Raw genomic sequence first — 15,802 nt, 5'->3', positions numbered from 1 at the left:
GGGCCCCCTGTTGACGCCTCCGGCAGAGCAGGGGCCCCGCTCAACACCACGGATGCCGCGCACCGTGCCGGCCCGTCGTCGTCGACGGGCCGGCATGTGGCGTGCGGCAGCTCAGTCGGCGGCGGGCAGGCCGGCGGCGGTGAGCGAGCGGCGTACCGCGGGCTGCACCCGGGTCAGCCGCAACGGCACCCCGGTCCGGGCGGCGGCGTCCCGGCCGGCCATCAGCGCGGCGATCCCGCCGGCGTCGAAGCCGCCCGCGCCCACCAGGTCGACCACCACCTCGCGGGGTTGCCCGGTGACCGCCTCCAGCACCGCCCGGCGCAACTGGTCCGCGCCGGCCCGGTCCACCTCGCCGCCGACCTCGACGACCACCCGGTCGCCGTTCTGCCGCACCGAGATCCGGGACCTGGCCGGCTCCGCCTCGGCCGTGCCGTTCTGCCAGGGCTGCGGGGCGTCGGCGAGCATCGCCTGGCGCAGCCAGGTCAGCGCCCGGGACAGCAGCCGGGACACGTGCATCTGGGAGATGCCGAACCGGGCCGCGATCTCGGCCTGGGTCTGGTTGCCGTAGAAGCGCATGGCGAGGATCCGCCGCTCCCGCCAGGGCAGTCGGTGCAGCAGGCCGCTGACCGTGACCCGGTCGTCGACCGACTCCAGCGCGTTGTCGGACTCGCCGACCAGGTCACCGAACTCGGCCGAGCTCTCGCCGCCGACCGGCGCGTTGAGCGAGGCCGGGCTGTAGCCGGCCGCCGACTCCAGCGCGGCGAGGATCTCCTCCTCCGGCGTCTCCAGCCGCTCGGCCAGTTCGGCGACCGACGGGGCCCGGGACAGCTCGCTGGTCAGCGTCGCGGTCGCCTGCCCCACCTCGAGGATCAGGTCGCGCAGCCGGCGTGGCACGTGCACGCCCCAGGTGCGGTCACGGAAGTGTCGTTTGATCTCACCGACGATGGTGATCGCCGCGTACGCGGTGAACGAGCCGCGCTCCGGGTCGTACCGGTCGACGGCGTTGACCAGGCCGAGGCGGGCGACCTGTTCCAGGTCCTCCAACGGCTCCCCGCGACCCCGGTACCGGCGGGCCAGCCGCCCGGCGAACGGCAACGCGAAGCGGACCAGGTCGTCCCGTGCCTCCTGCCGCCGCTCGGGTGGCAGCCCCTCGATCCGGGCCGCGTACGCGAGCGCCGCCGCGTCGAGGTCCTCCAGACCCCGGTCGGTGGTCGGTGGGGTGGGTGTGGTGGTCTGTCCGAACATCCGCGCCTCCCTCGCCGAAGATCCCCCGCCCGGCCGGAACCGGTTGCGCACGTGGTCAAGCCACGTCCCGGGTGAGGAAGTTGGTTACGTGACGGATACGTCGGAAGCGGTGGCTGCCCGCCGCGCGGCGTCGTGGCCGGGTCGCGGCGAGCGGTCTTCCCGCTCCGTAGGTACTCAATCACGGACCGTCGGTTCGCGAGGATGTTTCGCCAGGTTGGCCGGCGGGCCGTGCCCGTCGGCGTGGTGGCCCGCGCTCAGCAGACCAGCAGGCCCTGGTGGGCGCCCGCGTCCCGGAGCGCGGCGAGCGCCTCCGCCATCGGCATCGGCGGCGGCGCGGGCAGGTCGCAGGGCTGGTTGCGCAACACCTCCGTGGCACGTCGGGTCGGTACCGAGGTGACCGGGTAACCGCGGGCCGTGCCCCGGTCCAGGGCGCGCCGCCGGCGCCCGAAGCCGGCCACCGCCAGCCACTGGGACAGGCCGGCGAGCGCCGGCGAACGCAGGCCGGGCGGTTCCGGCAGCACGTCCACCGAGCTGAACGGCTCACTGCCGGCGAGCCACCACTCGGCGCCCTGCACCCGGCGCCGGGTGGCGTTCTCGCACCAGTAGGGCACCAGGCCGGCGCGCAGCACCTGTCCCGGGTCGAGCAGCCGGCCGCACTCCACCACCAGCCGGTCCCCGGTCTTGCCGGCCCGGCGCAGCCAGCGTCGGTAGAGGTCCGCGGTGGCCGCGCTCAGCGCGTCCGGCTGCGGCACGACCACCCGGTGCAGCGGGTGGCCCCGGGTGTCGCCCCACTCCCGGGCGCCGTGCTCGAAACCGGACTCCACGCCGTGTTCGGCGAACGCCGCCGACGCCGTGACCTCCGGGGCGCGCCAGCGTGTCTCGTCACCGCCGGCCGCGCGCAGCACGTGGCGCAGCGCCGGGGCGTCCGGGTGGAAGTCGACCGGGTCGAGGCCGCTGGCCGGGCAGCCGGCCTGGAAGCTGTGGCCGCCGCCGTCGTCCCGCACCGGCCACGTACGCGCGTCGTGCAACAGCAGCACCGGCGCGGCCGGCTCCAGCCGGTCGGCCAGGAACCGCGCGTACGCCTCGGGCAGAGTCCGCCAGCGGACCGCGAGCGTGACCGCGGCGCCGACCGCCACGCCCCGGCTGGCCGGGCAGTGCACCTGCCGCACGTGCACCCGGGGGTTGCCGCCGAGCAGCCGGCCGGCCAGCGCGGCACCGTGGTCGAGCGCGGCGTCCGGGCGGTCCACCGCGCCCCGGCCCCACTGCCCGGCGAGTTCGAAGCCGGCGGGCAGCCAGGGCACGCCGAGCGCCACCGCGAGGTGGGCCGCGGCCCCGTGCGGCGAGCCGAGCACCGCCCCGGGCCAGCGCCGGCCCGGGTACTGGGCGACGAACCAGTCGGCCACCCGCTCGGCGTCGACGCGGGCGACCTGGGCGGCGGTGAGCGCCGCCCGACCGGCCGCGCGGCCGGCGGCGACGCGCCGTACCGCCTCCGGGGCCCCGCCGAGCCGGGACAGCGAGCCGGCGTGACCGAGGTCGCCGCAGTCGTCGCCGCGCAGCGCCCGGGCCGTCGCGGCGACCAGGATCCGGGCCGCGCTGCCCGCCGCGACCGCCCGGTCACCGGGCAACGTGGTCCCGGCCGCCGGTCCGCGCTCGACTCGTTCGCTCACCACGCGGGCCGGCTTCCCGTCCGTCTGGGGTCTAAACGGGTCATCTCCCCACGCGCCGGACCAATCCCCGGTCGGGTGCCGTCGCGCCGCTCCCCCGCCGCCACGGGCGCAACGGCACGCCGGGTGCGGGTTTGGGCCGCGGCGGGACGGGCACTGCACCGCGCATGCCCGACGACCAGAGCGCCCCGGCGGCGACCATCACCCCGTACCGGGACGGACCGCTGCTGGTGCGCGGCGACTTCGCACTGGTCACGCCGGAGGGCGAGCCGATCGAGGCACGCCGGGGCACGGTGGCGCTGTGCCGCTGCGGCAAGAGCGCGATCAAGCCGTTCTGCGACGGCACCCACAAGGTCGCCGACTTCCGCGCCCCCTGATCCACCGCGGATGGCTCAGGGTCGCAGTGCCCCACCCGGGTCCGGCTAGACGAGGTCCTCGGCGGCGATGGCCTCGGTCTGGATCACCCGGTCCCGCACCCGCCGGGCCGCGTCGCCGTCCGTCATCAGGCCGCGCAGGTCGGCCAGCGCCGGCTCGGGCACGTTCAGCGGCACGGCCGGGTCCACCACCGCCTCCAGCACGCTGGGCCGGTCCGCGGCGAGCACCTCGTCCCAGGCCGGTCCGATCAGGTCCGGCCGGTCCACCCGGACGCCGTGCAGCCCGAGCAGCCGGGCCCATCCGGCGTACGGCACGTCGGGTCGCCGGTCGCCCGGCGTACGCCCGCCGCCCACGCCGGACTGGTCACGGTTGTTCAGCACCAGCACGACCAGCCGGGGGTCCGGCCACTCCGTCCAGTGGTGCGCCACGGTGATCAGCTCGGCCAGGCCGTTGAGCTGCATCGCGCCGTCGCCGAGCAGCGCCAGCACCGGCTGGTCCGGCCAGGCCAGCTTGGCGGCCACCGCGTACGGCAACGCGCATCCCATCGAGCCGAGCGTGCCGCAGAGCCGGGCCTGCACCCCCGGCGGCAGTTCCAGGTGGCGGGCGTACCAGTAGATGACCGAGCCGACGTCGACGGCGACCGCCGCGCGCTGCGGCAGCCGGGCGGACAGCTCCCGGAGCACGAGCTGCGGGTTGAGCGGCTCGGCCGGGGCGGCGGCGCGGTCGGCGGCGACCACCCGCCAGCGGTCCACCGCGCTCTCCACCACGCCGCGCCACTGCGCGTGGGGCCGTTCCGCCACCCGGGACAGCAGCGCCCGCAGCGTCTCGGCGGCGTCGCCTACCAGGGGCACGTCGACCGGGTAGCGGGCGCCGATTCGCCGGCCGTCGATGTCGATCTGGATGGTGCGCACCTGGCCGGGCAGCGGGAACCAGTCGGTCCACGGATCGTTCGTGCCGACCAGCAGCAGCGTGTCGCAGCCGCCCATGAGCTGGGCGGCGGCGGTGGTGCCGACCTCGCCGAGCACGCCGGTGTGGAACGGCAGCCGCTCGTCCAGCACCGGCTTGCCGAGCAGCGACGTGGCCACGCCCGCGCCGAGCCGGTCGGCGAGCGCGACGACCTCGCCGGCCGCGCCGTGCGCCCCCTGGCCGACCAGCACGGCCACCCGCTGGCCGGTGCTGAGCAGCGAGGCGGCGGCGTCCAGGTCGGCGTCGTGCGGCAGCACCCGGGCCAGCGGCTCGCCGGGCGTCGCGGTGATGACGCCGGCGGTCGGTGGCAGCCGGTCGGGCACGGGCGTCACCTGCAACGCCCGGGGCAGCACCACGCAGGTCGGGCTGCGGGTCGCCGCCGCGGTCCGGAACGCCTGGTCCAGCAGCGCCGGCACCTGGTCGGGCGTGCGGCCGTACCGGACGAACTGGTTGCACACGTCGCCGAAGAGGCGGCTCAGCCCGATCTCCTCGTGCGCCCCGCCGAGCGGGCCGCTGACGTCCTCCCCGATGATCGCCACCACCGGCTTGCTGTCCAGCTTCGCGTCGTAGAGGCCGTTGAGCAGGTGCACCGCGCTGGGCCCCTGGGTGGCCAGGCACACCCCGATCCCGCCGGTGAACTTGGCGTGGCCGGTGGCCATGAACGCGGCGGTCTCCTCGTGCCGGGCCGGCACGAACGCCGGATCGCCGCCGGCGTCGTCGAGCGCGGCCAGCAGCGGGTCGAGCGCCGCGCCGGCATAGCCGAAGACGCGCGGCACCCGCCAGGCCCGTAGCCGCTCGACCACCAGGTCGGCGACGGTACGGTCAGCCATCGTCCCGCCCCGGGGTGCCGGCGTCGACGTACCGCAGCACCGCGCCGACCCCGTCGGTCAGTTCCGGCGCCTCCTCCGGCGCGAGCACGGTCAGCTCCGCGTCGGTGCCGATCAGCGCGCGCAGCAGCGCGGCGTCGGCGCGTACCTTCTGCGGGTCGGCCACCGACATGTCGGCCAGCTGTGCCGGGTCGGTGGCGATCTCGGTCGGCTCGGGGCCGACCCACAGCTCGCCGTCGGCGGACGCGTCGTCGACGATCAGCATGGTGTCGACCTGGTTGCGTTGCAGCGCGGCGACCACCGCGTCGAGCCCGGCGCCGACGTCCTCCTGCACGCCGAACCGGTCCAGCGCGGCGGCGATCCGCCGGTCGGCGACCTCGGCGACGGTCTGCACGGTGAGGTCGTCCATCAGCGTGTCCTCGGCGCCACCGGCCCGGGAGCCGGCGTCGGTGCGGACCAGCACGTCCTGCCAGCGTTCCGGGAGCTGAGCGGCGATCATGCCGGTGGCCCGGATGTCGCCGGCCACCACGACCACGTCGGCGCCGACGCGGTCGGCCAGCTCGGCGGTGGCCGCGGCGGCGTCGCCGGCGTTGTGGTGCCACGCCTCCATGGCGGCCCGCTGGTAGCGGGACTGTGACCAGCCGCCGGGCTGCACCCGGCGCACCTGGCGGCTCTGTCGGCCCGTCACCTGGGCCCGCCGGGGCACCCCGCCTGCGCTGACCGCCATCGCGTCGGCGCCGGTGCGGTCGGCCAGCACCCGCACCCAGGCGACCTGCTCGCCGCGCTGGGCGACAAGCGGCATGGTGTGCGGCAGCGCGGCCCAGGTGGCCAGGTCGCGCAGCGGCGGCGCGGAGAGGTACTCGGTGAGCACCACCCGGCCCCGGCTGGCGAAGACCGCGATGCCGTAGTCGCCGGGCATCGGCTGGTGCCGGCGGACCACCTCCTCCACCGCCTCGACGGTGACCTGATCGGCGCCCTGGGCCAGCAGGTCCCCCTTCAGGGCCCGCCAGCGCAGGTCGACCTGTGGGCGCGAGTCGTGGGTGTCCCGGGAGGCGTCCAGATACACCGAACACCAGGGCCCGGGACGGTCGTAGAGCGGGCGCAGGAAGGACAGCTGCATGCTCGACCCCTTTCCAGCTCGGCCGCACGGATACCCGCGCCCCGGCCGATGTCACCTTCCGGTCCGCCGGGCGTGACCGTTCGTTCATTCACGTCGTTCAACCTGAAGGGCCGATACCATCTGTGCACGGAACGGAACTCTCGGTGGTGAACATGGACACGGAGCTACACACCCGACGCGTCGTCCGTCCGACGGAGCGCATCGTCACCGGGCGGCTGGTCCGGCTGATGGAGGGGTACGCCCGCGAGGTACGCGTCGGCCAGCCGGTGCTGGTCACGGTGTTGACCGCGGCGGGGGTGGTGGGGCTGCTGCTACGGGTGGTCCGCGCGTTGCTCAGCAGCGGCGGTGGCGGCGCGAAGCGCAGCTTCAAGGACCTGAAGAAGGGGCCCGAGTTCCTGGTCACCCCGGTCCGGGTGCGCGACGCCGCGGACCGGCTGGTCGAGGTCGAACTGCACGGCCACCTGCCGCAGAGCGCGCTGCACCCCGGCGACCACGTGCAGCTCACGCTGCGCCCGCAGCGCGACGCGGACCTGCCGCCCCGGATCGAGCGGATCGTCAACCTGACCACCGGTCAGCTGCTCACCCCGCGTACCGCGACGCTCTGGTCGCACCTGGGCCCGGCGCTGCTGCTCCAGGCCACCCTCGGCCTGGTCCTGGTGCTCGGCGTCGCCGCCTGCTCCGCCCTGACGTGAAAGGAGGGGCCCCCTCTTAACGTCTGCGGTAGAGGCGGGGCCCCCTCTTAACCACCGACATTCGCGAGCGGACGCTCGGCGGGAGCGGGGGCGTCGAGCAACCCGCGGCGGCGCGCCCAGCGCTCGAACAGCACGGTGGCGAACGGCGGCACCGCGCTGGCCAGCGCCAGCCCGGTCCACACCAGCGACCAACGTCGCCGTCGGGCCACCACGAGGACCAGCAGCCCGTACGCGACGAAGAGCGCGCCGTGGATCGGGCCGAACACCTGCACGCCGAGTTCGTTGCGCGGCGGCCCGTACTTGACCGCCATGCCGGCCAGCAGCGCCGCCCAGGAGCACGCCTCGGCGATCGCCGCCCACACGAACGCCCGGATCCACCCGTCGCGCATCACTCAACTCCTTCTCCGTCGCGGCGGCCATGGTAGCCGGCCCGCCTGGCGACGAACTGTTAAGCGGGGCCCCCGCCTATGCAGAAGGCGTTAAAAGGGGGCCCGTCCTTCACTCCGCAGGATGAGTGGGGGTGGTTCGGGGTACAGAAAAGGTTCCTTAGACCTTTTCCTGACCCGTCACTCCGTGCGAGGTTGGGAAGACCAACGGTGACAAGGTGGTGACCATGGGCGAAGACGTCGGCGCACGCACCTTCAGCCGGGAGGATCGGGCCCGCTACCGGGAGAAGGTCCGGCGCTGTCTGGACGTCTTCGCCGAGATGCTGCGCGAGTCCCGGTTCGACGTGGAGCGGCCGATGACCGGCCTGGAGATCGAGCTGAACCTGGTCGACGAACGCTTCGACCCGGCGATGCGCAACGCCGACGTACTGGCGGCGATCGCCGACGAGGCGTTCCAGACCGAGCTGGGCCAGTTCAACGTGGAGATCAACGTGGCGCCGCGCCGGCTCACCGGCACCGGCACCGCCCAGTTCGAGGAGCACGTGCGGGCCAGCCTCAACGCCGCCGAGGAGAAGGCCCGGACGGTCGGCGCGCACATGGTGATGATCGGTGTCCTGCCGACGCTGCGCCCGGAGCACCTGACCGCCGACTCGCTCTCCGCCAACCCCCGGTACGCGTTGCTCAACGAGCAGATCTTCGCCGCCCGTGGGGAGGACCTGCCGATCGCGATCAGCGGGGTGGAGCGGCTGGCCACCACCGCCGACACCATCACGCCGGAGGCGGCCTGCACCAGCACCCAGTTCCACCTCCAGGTCAGCCCGGCGCAGTTCGCCGACTACTGGAACGCCGCCCAGGCGATCGCCGGCATCCAGGTGGCACTCGGCGCGAACTCCCCGCTGTTCTTCGGCCGGGAGCTGTGGCGGGAGACCCGCATCCCGCTGTTCCAACAGGCCACCGACACCCGGGCGGAAGAGATAAAAGCCCAGGGGGTACGCCCGCGGGTGTGGTTCGGGGAGCGCTGGATCACCTCGGTGTTCGACCTGTTCGAGGAGAACGTGCGCTACTTCCCGGCGCTGCTGCCGGTGTGCGACCCGGAGGACCCGGCGGCGACGCTGGCCAGCGGCGGCGTGCCGAAACTCGCCGAGTTGCGCCTGCACAACGGCACCATCTACCGCTGGAACCGGCCGGTCTACGACGTGTCGCGCGGGCGTCCGCACCTGCGGGTGGAGAACCGGGTGCTGCCGGCCGGCCCGACCGTGCTGGACACGGTGGCCAACGGCGCCTTCTACTTCGGACTGGTCCGGGCGCTGGCCGAGTCGGACCGTCCGCTCTGGTCGCAGATGTCGTTCAGCGCCGCCGAGGAGAACTTCAACGCCTGCGCCCGGCACGGCATCGACGCCCAGGTGTTCTGGCCGGGCCTGGGCTACCTGCCGGTGACCGAGCTGGTGCTGCGCAGGCTGCTGCCGATCGCCCATCACGGCCTGGACCGGTGGGGCCTCGACCCGGCCGAGCGGGACCGGCTGCTCGGCATCGTCGAGCAGCGCTGCCTGACCGGCCGCAACGGCGCGACCTGGCAGGTGGAGACGCTGCACCGGCTGGAGTCCGCCGACCACCTGGACCGGCCGGCCGCGCTGCGCGAGGTGGTCCGCCACTACGTCGACCTGATGCACAGCAACCGCCCGGTGCACGAGTGGCCGATCCCCTGACGGGGTTCGGAGCCGTCCCCCGGTCACCGGGGGACGGCCCGCAGGCGGCCTACGCGGTCGCGCAGATCGCGTACGACGTCAGGTTCCAGGTGCCGGCGAACGCGTCCTCCTCGTAGGCGCCGGACGGCCTCAGCCGGAGACAGCGACGAAGACCAGCGCGCCGAGCGCGGCCAGCGGCAACGCCACCGTCGCCGCGAGCAACCGGGTCCGGGCGGCGCGGGCGACGAACAGGACCACGAGCGCGGCGAGCACGAGGTCGATGGCCACGTTCCACCAGGCGCCGGGGTAGTAGCCGGTGCGGGCCCGGTCGGCGAAGCGCAGCGCCTCCTCGACGAACACGGCCGCCGGCAGCGCGGTCGCCACCACCCGCCGCCACCCGGACGACCGGGCCCAGACACCGGCGACGCCGAACACCACGCCCGCGAGCACCCCGGACGCCATCCAGAGCAACGAGGTGGGCGCGGTGATCACAGCCAGGTCGTCACCCTGGAGCAGCGCCGCCGCCAGGTAGTAGCTGGGCACGGCGACGACCAGCAGGACCACGCCCGCCACGGCCGCCCGCAGCTCGCCCGCCCGGACCCACCAGCCGAGCGCGAACGCGGCGACCGCCCAGGTGGCGGTGGAGTTGCCGAGTTCGGCGAGCGGATACGGCACCCTCGTGATCCAGACGAAGTCGAGGAAGCCGAGCAGGAAACCGGCGAGGGGGGCGACGAGCGCCAGGATGCGACGGGTGGGCGGCATGCCGGCGAGCATACTCGGTATGCAGTCAGCGTATCGCGGCCAGGGTCGCCGCCGCGGCACCGGCCACCAGCGCGTCGTCCGGCGTCGCGTTCCGGTCGGCCCGGGTGGTGAGCACCGCCAGCACGATCGGCGCGGCGTTCGGCGGCCACACCACGGCGATGTCGTTTCGGGTGCCGTACCCGCCGGTGCCGCTCTTGTCCGCGACCCGCCATCCGGCCGGCGCGCCGGCCCGGACCAGGGCCGCCCCGGTGGTGCTGCTCCGCATCCAGTCGAGCAGCACCGCCCGGTCCGGCGGCGGCAGCACGTCGCCCAGCGCGTACGCCCGCAGGGAACCGACCAGCGCGCGGGGGGTGCTGGTGTCGCGGACGTCGCCCGGCGCGGCCTCGTTGAGGTCCGGCTCCGTGCGGGCGGGGTCGGTGACCCGGTCGCCGACGCCCCGCAACGCACGCTCGAACCCGGCCGGGCCGCCGAGTTCGGCGAACATCAGGTTGCCGGCGGTGTTGTCGCTGTGCCGCACCGCCGCCTCGGCGACCGCCCGCAGCGTCATCCCGGACCCGACGTGCCGCTCGGTGACCGGCGAGTACGACACCAGGTCCGCCCGCCGGTAACGCACCACCCGGTCCAGGTCGGCGTCGGACGCGGCGGCCAGCAACGCGCCGGCCGCGAGCGCCTTGCACGTCGACGCGTACGCGAACCGTTCGTCGGCCCGGTGGGCCAGCGTGCGGCCGGTGCCGGTGTCGACCGCGTAGACGCCGATCCGCGCGCCGAACCGCCGTTCCAGCGCGGCGAGTTCCCCGGGCACCGGAACCGGGGCACCCGTCGACGCGCCGGGAGCCGTGCTGGCGGCGGGAGCCGTGCTGGCGCGGGGCGCGGGCGGGGTGGACGTGCAGCCGGCCAGGAGGACGATCGCGAGCGCCGCCGCTGCCCGCCGAACGTGCTTCATGGTGCTCCTCTCCACGCCGGCACACCGGCGGCGTCGACCGTCCTCAGGCGGGGGCGCACCGCTGACGCAGCGTGGGCACGCCGGGCCCGGTCAGGTCATCGCAGTATGCCGCCCGGCCGGCCATCGCCATGGTCAGTGCCAGCGTGGTGCCGCTGACCAGTGGGCCGGCGCCGGCGGCGAACGGTCCGTCGGTGGCCGCCACCCGCAGCCCTCGGATGGCGCTGCGTCCGCTCACGGTGAAGTCCCGACCGGCGAAGAAACGGGCGACCGGCGTCACGGCCTCGACCGGCGGCGTACGGCCGAGCCCGAGCGGTCGCCGGATGTCCTGGGCGTGCACGACCACCTCACCGAGCCACGCCTCGGTCGGGCCGAACGTGGACGTGGTGCTGCGGATGATCCGACGGAACCGGTCGAGCGTCTCCGCCGGGTCGGCGCCCCGGTGCTCGGCCAGGCGACGGTCGTTGTGCTTGTCGAAGTCGAAGCGCGCGCCCAGCACGCTGGCCACCCAGCGGGCCCGGCCGACGCTCGCCGCCGCGGTCAGGTGCGCGACCACCTGCTCCACCGTCCACCGGCCGCACAGCGAACGGTGCGCCCACCGCGCCGCGTCGAGCCCGGCCAGGTCGTCGGCGAGGGCGGCCCGCTCGGCGTGCGCGAGCGCCCACAACTCGTCCCGGCTCAGCGTGTCGGACATGAAAACCCCCAGTTGTCGGCCCCGTCCCCGCTCAGACCGCCCCCGTCCGGCGAACTCATCGCTCCGCCGCCTCGCCGCCGCCTCGCCCTCTCATCGATCTTGGAGTTGTGGTGCCAGGAAAAGCGTCGCATGTCGGCTTTGCGAACCACCACAACTCCAAGATCGGCGCGAACCCGTTCACCGGGTCAGGGTGGCGGTGCGCCCGGGCGTCACGCGCCCCCGCCTACCTCGCCGACGGCTCACCGCCGCCGGGCCGCGCGGGCCGGACGGGAGCCGACCTCGGGCGGGGCGTCTGAGTCGAATCTGCTCTCAGCTCCACAGGGCCGCGGGCGGCAAAGTCATGCCTCCCGCTGCCGTGAGCCGGTCGGACCACGCTCGGGCGCGCGACCGCCAACGGGCACCACGCCGACAGACGTCAGAGCGCGACGATCGCCGCGCTCTCCGCCGGCAGCTCGATGCCGCCGCGCATCACCGTGGCGCCCTCGGAGGAGGCGAGCAGCACCCGGCGTACCGCCCCGGGCAGGTTCACCCGCTGCGGTCGCTCCGCCAGGTTGGCCACCACCAGCGTGTCGCCACGTCGCACCACCAGGAACTGGTCGCCGTGGCGCACCTCGACCCGGTGCAGCCGCGGGTCGGACAGGTCCGGGCAGGACTTGCGCAACGCGATCAGCCGCCGATGGAACTCGTACATCTCGCGGTGGTCGGGCTTGTCCAGCTCGGCCCAGTCCAGCCGGGACCGCAGGAACGTCTGCGGGTCCTGCGGGTCGGGCACGTCGTCGGTGGCCCATCCGTGGTCGGCGAACTCGCGTCGGCGGCCGGTGGCGACCGCGACCGCCAGCTCCGGCTCGGGGTGGCTGGTGAAGAACTGCCACGGCGTGGTCGCGGCCCACTCCTCGCCCATGAAGAGCATCGGGGTGAACGGCGCGGTCATCAGCAGCGTGGCGCCGACCCGCAGCATCCCGGTCGAGAGCGTGGCGGAGATCCGGTCGCCGGTGGCCCGGTTGCCGATCTGGTCGTGGTTCTGCAGGTAGGCGACGAACCGGTGGCCGGGCGTGCGCTGCCGGTCGACCGGACGGCCGTGGCTGCGGTTGCGGAAGCTGGACCAGGTGCCGGCGTGGAAGAACGCGCCGGTCAGCACGTCGGTGAGGCACTCCAGCGAGCCGAAGTCGCCGTAGTAGCCCTGCCGCTCGCCGGTGAGCAGCGTGTGCAGCGCGTGGTGGGCGTCGTCGTTCCACTGGGCGTGCAGGCCGTAGCCGCCGGACTCGCGCGGCGTGATCAGCGTCGGGTCGTTCAGGTCGGACTCGGCGATCAGCGACAGCGGCCGGCCCAGCGCGGTCGACAGCGACTCGACCTCGACCGCCACCTCCTCCAGCCAGTGGGTGGCCCGGCCGTCCGGCATCGCGTGCACGGCGTCCAGCCGCAGCCCGTCGACGTGGTAGTCGCGCAGCCACATCAGCACGCTGTCGACGATGTAGCGGCGCACACCGTCGGAGTGCGGGCCGTCCAGGTTGACCGTGCGGCCCCAGGTGTTGCTCTGCTCGGTGAGGTACGGCGCGAAGCGCGGCGCGTAGGCCCCGGAGGGCCCGAAATGGTTGTAGACGACGTCGAGGATCACCCCCAGCCCTCGGGCGTGGGCGGCGTCCACGAACCGTTTCAGGCCGTCCGGCCCGCCGTAGGGCTCGTGCGGGGCGTACCAGCAGACGCCGTCGTAACCCCAGTTGTGCTCGCCGTTGAACGCGTTCACCGGCAGCAGCTCGACCAGGTCGACGCCGAGCTCCACCAGGTGGTCGAGCCGGGCGATGGCGCCGTCGAACGTGCCCTCCGGGGTGAACGTGCCGATGTGCAGCTCGTACAGCACGCTGCCGGGCAACTGCCGGCCGGTCCACGCGGTGTCGGTCCAGGGGAACGCCGCGTGGTCGTACACCCGGCTGGGGCCGTGCACACCGGCCGGCTGCCAGGCCGACCTCGGGTCCGGCAGCGCCTGCTCGTCGTCGTCGAGCAGGAACGCGTAGTCGGCGCCCGGCCCGGCGTCGGGCGCCTCGACCCGCCACCAGCCGTCCGGCCCTGGACGCATGTCGTGGTCGGCCACGCCGGGCAGACGCAACCGCACCCGGGCGGCCTCGGGCGCCCACACCGTGAACTCGGTCATGCGGCGGCCTCCGCTGGGTCGGTGGGTGCGAGGAGGGCGACGGGACAGGTGCTCAACAGATCTTCCAGGAGCACCTCCTCACCACTGTAGACCCGGCCGGTGAACACGTCGGTCACCTGATGAACGGGAAGTGACAACGTCGTGCCCCGCCAGCCGCCGTCGCGGACCAGCCGCACCGGCAGCCGGGTGGCCACCGCGATCGCGCCGCCCCGGTCGAACGCCACCGCGTGCGCGGCGGCCGGGCCACGCGCCGGCACCGGCCGGTAGCCGGTGAACAGCTCCGGCCGGTCGCGGCGCAGCCGCAGCGTGCGGGAGACCACGAGCAGCTTGGCCGCGCCGTCCGCGGCCACCGTCGGCTGCCAGCCGGCGTCGAGCCGGGCCAGCAGCTCCCGACGTACGGCGAAGTCGACCGGGCGGCGGTTGTCCGGGTCGACCAGGGAGTTCTCCCACAGCTCGGTGCCCTGGTAGGTGTCCGGCACGCCGGGCATGGCGAGCTGCACCAGCTTCTGCCCGAGCGCGTTGGACCAGCCGGCCGGCGTGATCTCGTCGACGAACGCGGTGATCTGGGCGTGCAGCTCCGGGTCGTCGTACATCCGGTCGACCAGGGCGTGCATCTCGTGCTCGAAGGCCGGGTCGGGGTCGGCCCAGCTCGTGCTGACCGACGCCTCGCGGGCGGCCTTCTCGGCGTACCCGTGCAGTCGGTCCCGGTCGAGCGGCCAGGCCCCGACGGCGGTCTGCCAGAGCAGGTGGGCCAGCGCCGGGTCGGCCAGCGGCGCCCGGGACATCCAGTCGGTGACCCGGTCGGCCCACCGGCCGGGCAGCTCGCTGAGCACCGCGAGCCGGGCGCGGACGTCCTCGCCGCGCTTGGTGTCGTGGGTGGAGAGCGCGGTCATGCTCGCCGGCCAGCGCACCTGGCGGGCGGCGGCGAACCGGTGCAGCTCGGCCGGCGGCACGCCGAAGTGGGCCGGGCTGCCGCCCACCTCGTTGAGCGCGACGAACCGGCTCCACCGGTAGTAGGCGGTGTCCTCCACGCCCTTGGCCATCACCGCGCCGGTCAGCTGCGGGAACCGGGCGGCCAGCTCGTGGCCGGGGTCCCGGAGCCGGGCGGTGACCTGGTCCAGCACGGCGGTCAGGTCGGGCCGGCGGCGGCCGGCCTCGCTGCGGGCGGCGGCCAGGTGCCGGGCCCCCTCCGGCGGATAGCCGCGGTAGACCGGGAAGCAGGCGGCCAGCTCCGCGAGGGCGTCCCGGACCTGCTGGCGGGGCAACTCGGGCACGAGTGCGGCGAGGCGGGTCAGCTCGGCGGCGAGCAGCCGGGTGGCGGCCTCCAGCTTGGTGCCGTGGGTCAGGTCCTCCCAGGAGGTGTGCCGGCCGGTGAGCCGCCCGTCGAGCGCGGTGAAGTCCGGCTCGGCGGCCGGGTCGACGAAGAGGCCGGACACGGCGGCCAGCGCGTCGTAGCCGGTGGTGCCGTCGACCGGCCAGTCCGGCAGGTCCTCGCCGTACTCCAGGATCTTCTCCACCACCAGCCAGCGGTCCGGCGCGGCGGCGCGCAACCGGGCCAGGTAGCCGGCCGGGTCGCGCAGCCCGTCCGGGTGGTCCACCCGGATGCCGTCGACGTCCCCGGCGTCGGACCAGCGCAGGATCTCCGCGTGGGTGGCGTCGAAGACCGCCGGGTCCTCCACCCGCAGGCCGGCCAGGTCGGAGACGGCGAAGAACCGGCGGTACGTCAGCTCGGTGTCGCCGCGCCGCCAGTCCACCAGCTCGTAGTGCTGCCGGTCGTGCACCTCGCGGGGCGTGCCGTCGCCGGTGCCGTCCGCGATCGGGAAGCGGTGCTCGTGGTAGCGCAGCTCCCCGTCGACCAGCTTGAGGTCGTCCAGCGCGTCGGGGGCGTCGGCGAGCACCGGCAGCAGCAGCCGGCCGCGGTCCCAGTCGATGTCGAACCAGTCCGCGTACGCCGAGTCCCGCCCGGCCCGCAGCACGTCCCACCAGGCCGGGTTGGCCGCCGGCCGGGCCACCCCGGCGTGGTTCGGCACGATGTCCACGACCAGGCCCAGCCCGGCCGCGCGCAGCGCCCGGACCAGGCGTTGCCGACCGGCCTCGCCGCCCAGCTCCGGGTTGACCGCCCGGTGGTCGACCACGTCGTAGCCGTGCTGCGAGCCGGGGGTGGCGGTGAGCAGCGGCGCGGTGTAGAGGTGGGTGACGCCGAGCGTGGCCAGGTAGTCGACCAGCTCGGCGGTGGCGTCCAGGTCGAAGCCGGGCCGCACCTGGACGCGGTAGGTCGAACGGGGGGTGTCGGGCAT

13 protein-coding genes are annotated in these 15,802 nt (G+C 74.8%); 3 read left to right on the top strand and 10 right to left on the bottom strand.

Annotation, left to right across the window (positions count from 1 at the left end; genetic code table 11):
- Nucleotides 1–111 precede the first annotated feature (111 nt).
- A complete protein-coding gene (locus ACLQ2W_RS28050; protein ID WP_405093992.1) occupies nt 112–1,245 on the bottom strand; it encodes a SigB/SigF/SigG family RNA polymerase sigma factor in 1,134 nt (377 codons plus the stop codon).
- Nucleotides 1,246–1,499: 254 nt separating this feature from the next.
- The gene (locus tag ACLQ2W_RS28045) at nt 1,500–2,915 is read right to left on the bottom strand and encodes a hypothetical protein (protein WP_425790127.1); all 1,416 of its coding nucleotides are present in this window, start codon (nt 2,913–2,915) and stop codon (nt 1,500–1,502) included.
- A gap of 161 nt (nt 2,916–3,076) precedes the next feature.
- Here ACLQ2W_RS28045 and ACLQ2W_RS28040 point away from each other — a divergent pair, with 161 nt between their 5' ends.
- The gene (locus ACLQ2W_RS28040) at nt 3,077–3,286 is read left to right on the top strand and encodes a CDGSH iron-sulfur domain-containing protein (protein WP_425790125.1); all 210 of its coding nucleotides are present in this window, start codon (nt 3,077–3,079) and stop codon (nt 3,284–3,286) included.
- A gap of 45 nt (nt 3,287–3,331) precedes the next feature.
- Here ACLQ2W_RS28040 and ACLQ2W_RS28035 read toward each other — a convergent pair whose 3' ends face one another.
- The gene (locus ACLQ2W_RS28035) at nt 3,332–5,080 is read right to left on the bottom strand and encodes a thiamine pyrophosphate-binding protein (protein ID WP_425790123.1); all 1,749 of its coding nucleotides are present in this window, start codon (nt 5,078–5,080) and stop codon (nt 3,332–3,334) included.
- Nucleotides 5,073–6,197 (bottom strand): Vms1/Ankzf1 family peptidyl-tRNA hydrolase, encoded by a 1,125-nt coding sequence (locus ACLQ2W_RS28030; protein WP_281940640.1) that lies wholly within the window; start codon nt 6,195–6,197, stop codon nt 5,073–5,075. The genes ACLQ2W_RS28035 and ACLQ2W_RS28030 overlap by 8 nt, the downstream gene beginning before the upstream one ends.
- 143 nt (nt 6,198–6,340) lie before the next feature.
- Here ACLQ2W_RS28030 and ACLQ2W_RS28025 point away from each other — a divergent pair, with 143 nt between their 5' ends.
- Nucleotides 6,341–6,889: a hypothetical protein gene (locus tag ACLQ2W_RS28025; RefSeq protein ID WP_396774382.1), complete on the top strand. Its 549-nt coding sequence runs from the start codon at nt 6,341–6,343 to the stop codon at nt 6,887–6,889.
- A 47-nt stretch (nt 6,890–6,936) separates the two neighbouring features.
- Here ACLQ2W_RS28025 and ACLQ2W_RS28020 read toward each other — a convergent pair whose 3' ends face one another.
- The gene (locus ACLQ2W_RS28020; RefSeq protein ID WP_405093985.1) at nt 6,937–7,278 is read right to left on the bottom strand and encodes a DUF3817 domain-containing protein; all 342 of its coding nucleotides are present in this window, start codon (nt 7,276–7,278) and stop codon (nt 6,937–6,939) included.
- A 224-nt stretch (nt 7,279–7,502) separates the two neighbouring features.
- Between ACLQ2W_RS28020 and ACLQ2W_RS28015 the strand changes: the two genes are divergently transcribed.
- Nucleotides 7,503–8,981 carry a glutamate--cysteine ligase gene (locus ACLQ2W_RS28015; protein WP_405093984.1) on the top strand — a complete coding sequence of 493 codons (1,479 nt, stop codon included), beginning with the start codon at nt 7,503–7,505 and terminating at the stop codon, nt 8,979–8,981.
- Between the two features lie 129 nt (nt 8,982–9,110).
- Here ACLQ2W_RS28015 and ACLQ2W_RS28010 read toward each other — a convergent pair whose 3' ends face one another.
- From ACLQ2W_RS28010 to treY, 5 genes are all read right to left on the bottom strand, one after another.
- Complete coding sequence (locus tag ACLQ2W_RS28010) at nt 9,111–9,722, bottom strand: DUF6518 family protein (protein WP_425790120.1); 612 nt, start codon at nt 9,720–9,722, stop codon at nt 9,111–9,113.
- Nucleotides 9,723–9,747: 25 nt separating this feature from the next.
- On the bottom strand, nt 9,748–10,665 hold the full coding sequence (gene bla / locus ACLQ2W_RS28005) for a class A beta-lactamase (protein WP_425790118.1): 918 nt from the start codon (nt 10,663–10,665) through the stop codon (nt 9,748–9,750).
- A 43-nt stretch (nt 10,666–10,708) separates the two neighbouring features.
- Nucleotides 10,709–11,356 carry a maleylpyruvate isomerase family mycothiol-dependent enzyme gene (locus ACLQ2W_RS28000; RefSeq protein WP_405093979.1) on the bottom strand — a complete coding sequence of 216 codons (648 nt, stop codon included), beginning with the start codon at nt 11,354–11,356 and terminating at the stop codon, nt 10,709–10,711.
- Between the two features lie 415 nt (nt 11,357–11,771).
- Nucleotides 11,772–13,505, bottom strand: coding sequence for a malto-oligosyltrehalose trehalohydrolase (gene treZ / locus ACLQ2W_RS27995; protein ID WP_425790116.1), 1,734 nt, complete (start codon nt 13,503–13,505; stop codon nt 11,772–11,774).
- Complete coding sequence (gene treY, locus ACLQ2W_RS27990) at nt 13,502–15,802, bottom strand: malto-oligosyltrehalose synthase (protein WP_425790114.1); 2,301 nt, start codon at nt 15,800–15,802, stop codon at nt 13,502–13,504. Before treY ends, treZ begins: the two co-directional genes overlap by 4 nt.

It is taken from the genome of Micromonospora sp. DT227 (assembly GCF_049841835.1).
Classification (GTDB): Bacteria; Actinomycetota; Actinomycetes; order Mycobacteriales; family Micromonosporaceae; genus Micromonospora.
The sequence above is the reverse complement of the archived record's forward strand: the minus strand, read 5'-3'. Positions and strand labels throughout refer to the sequence as shown.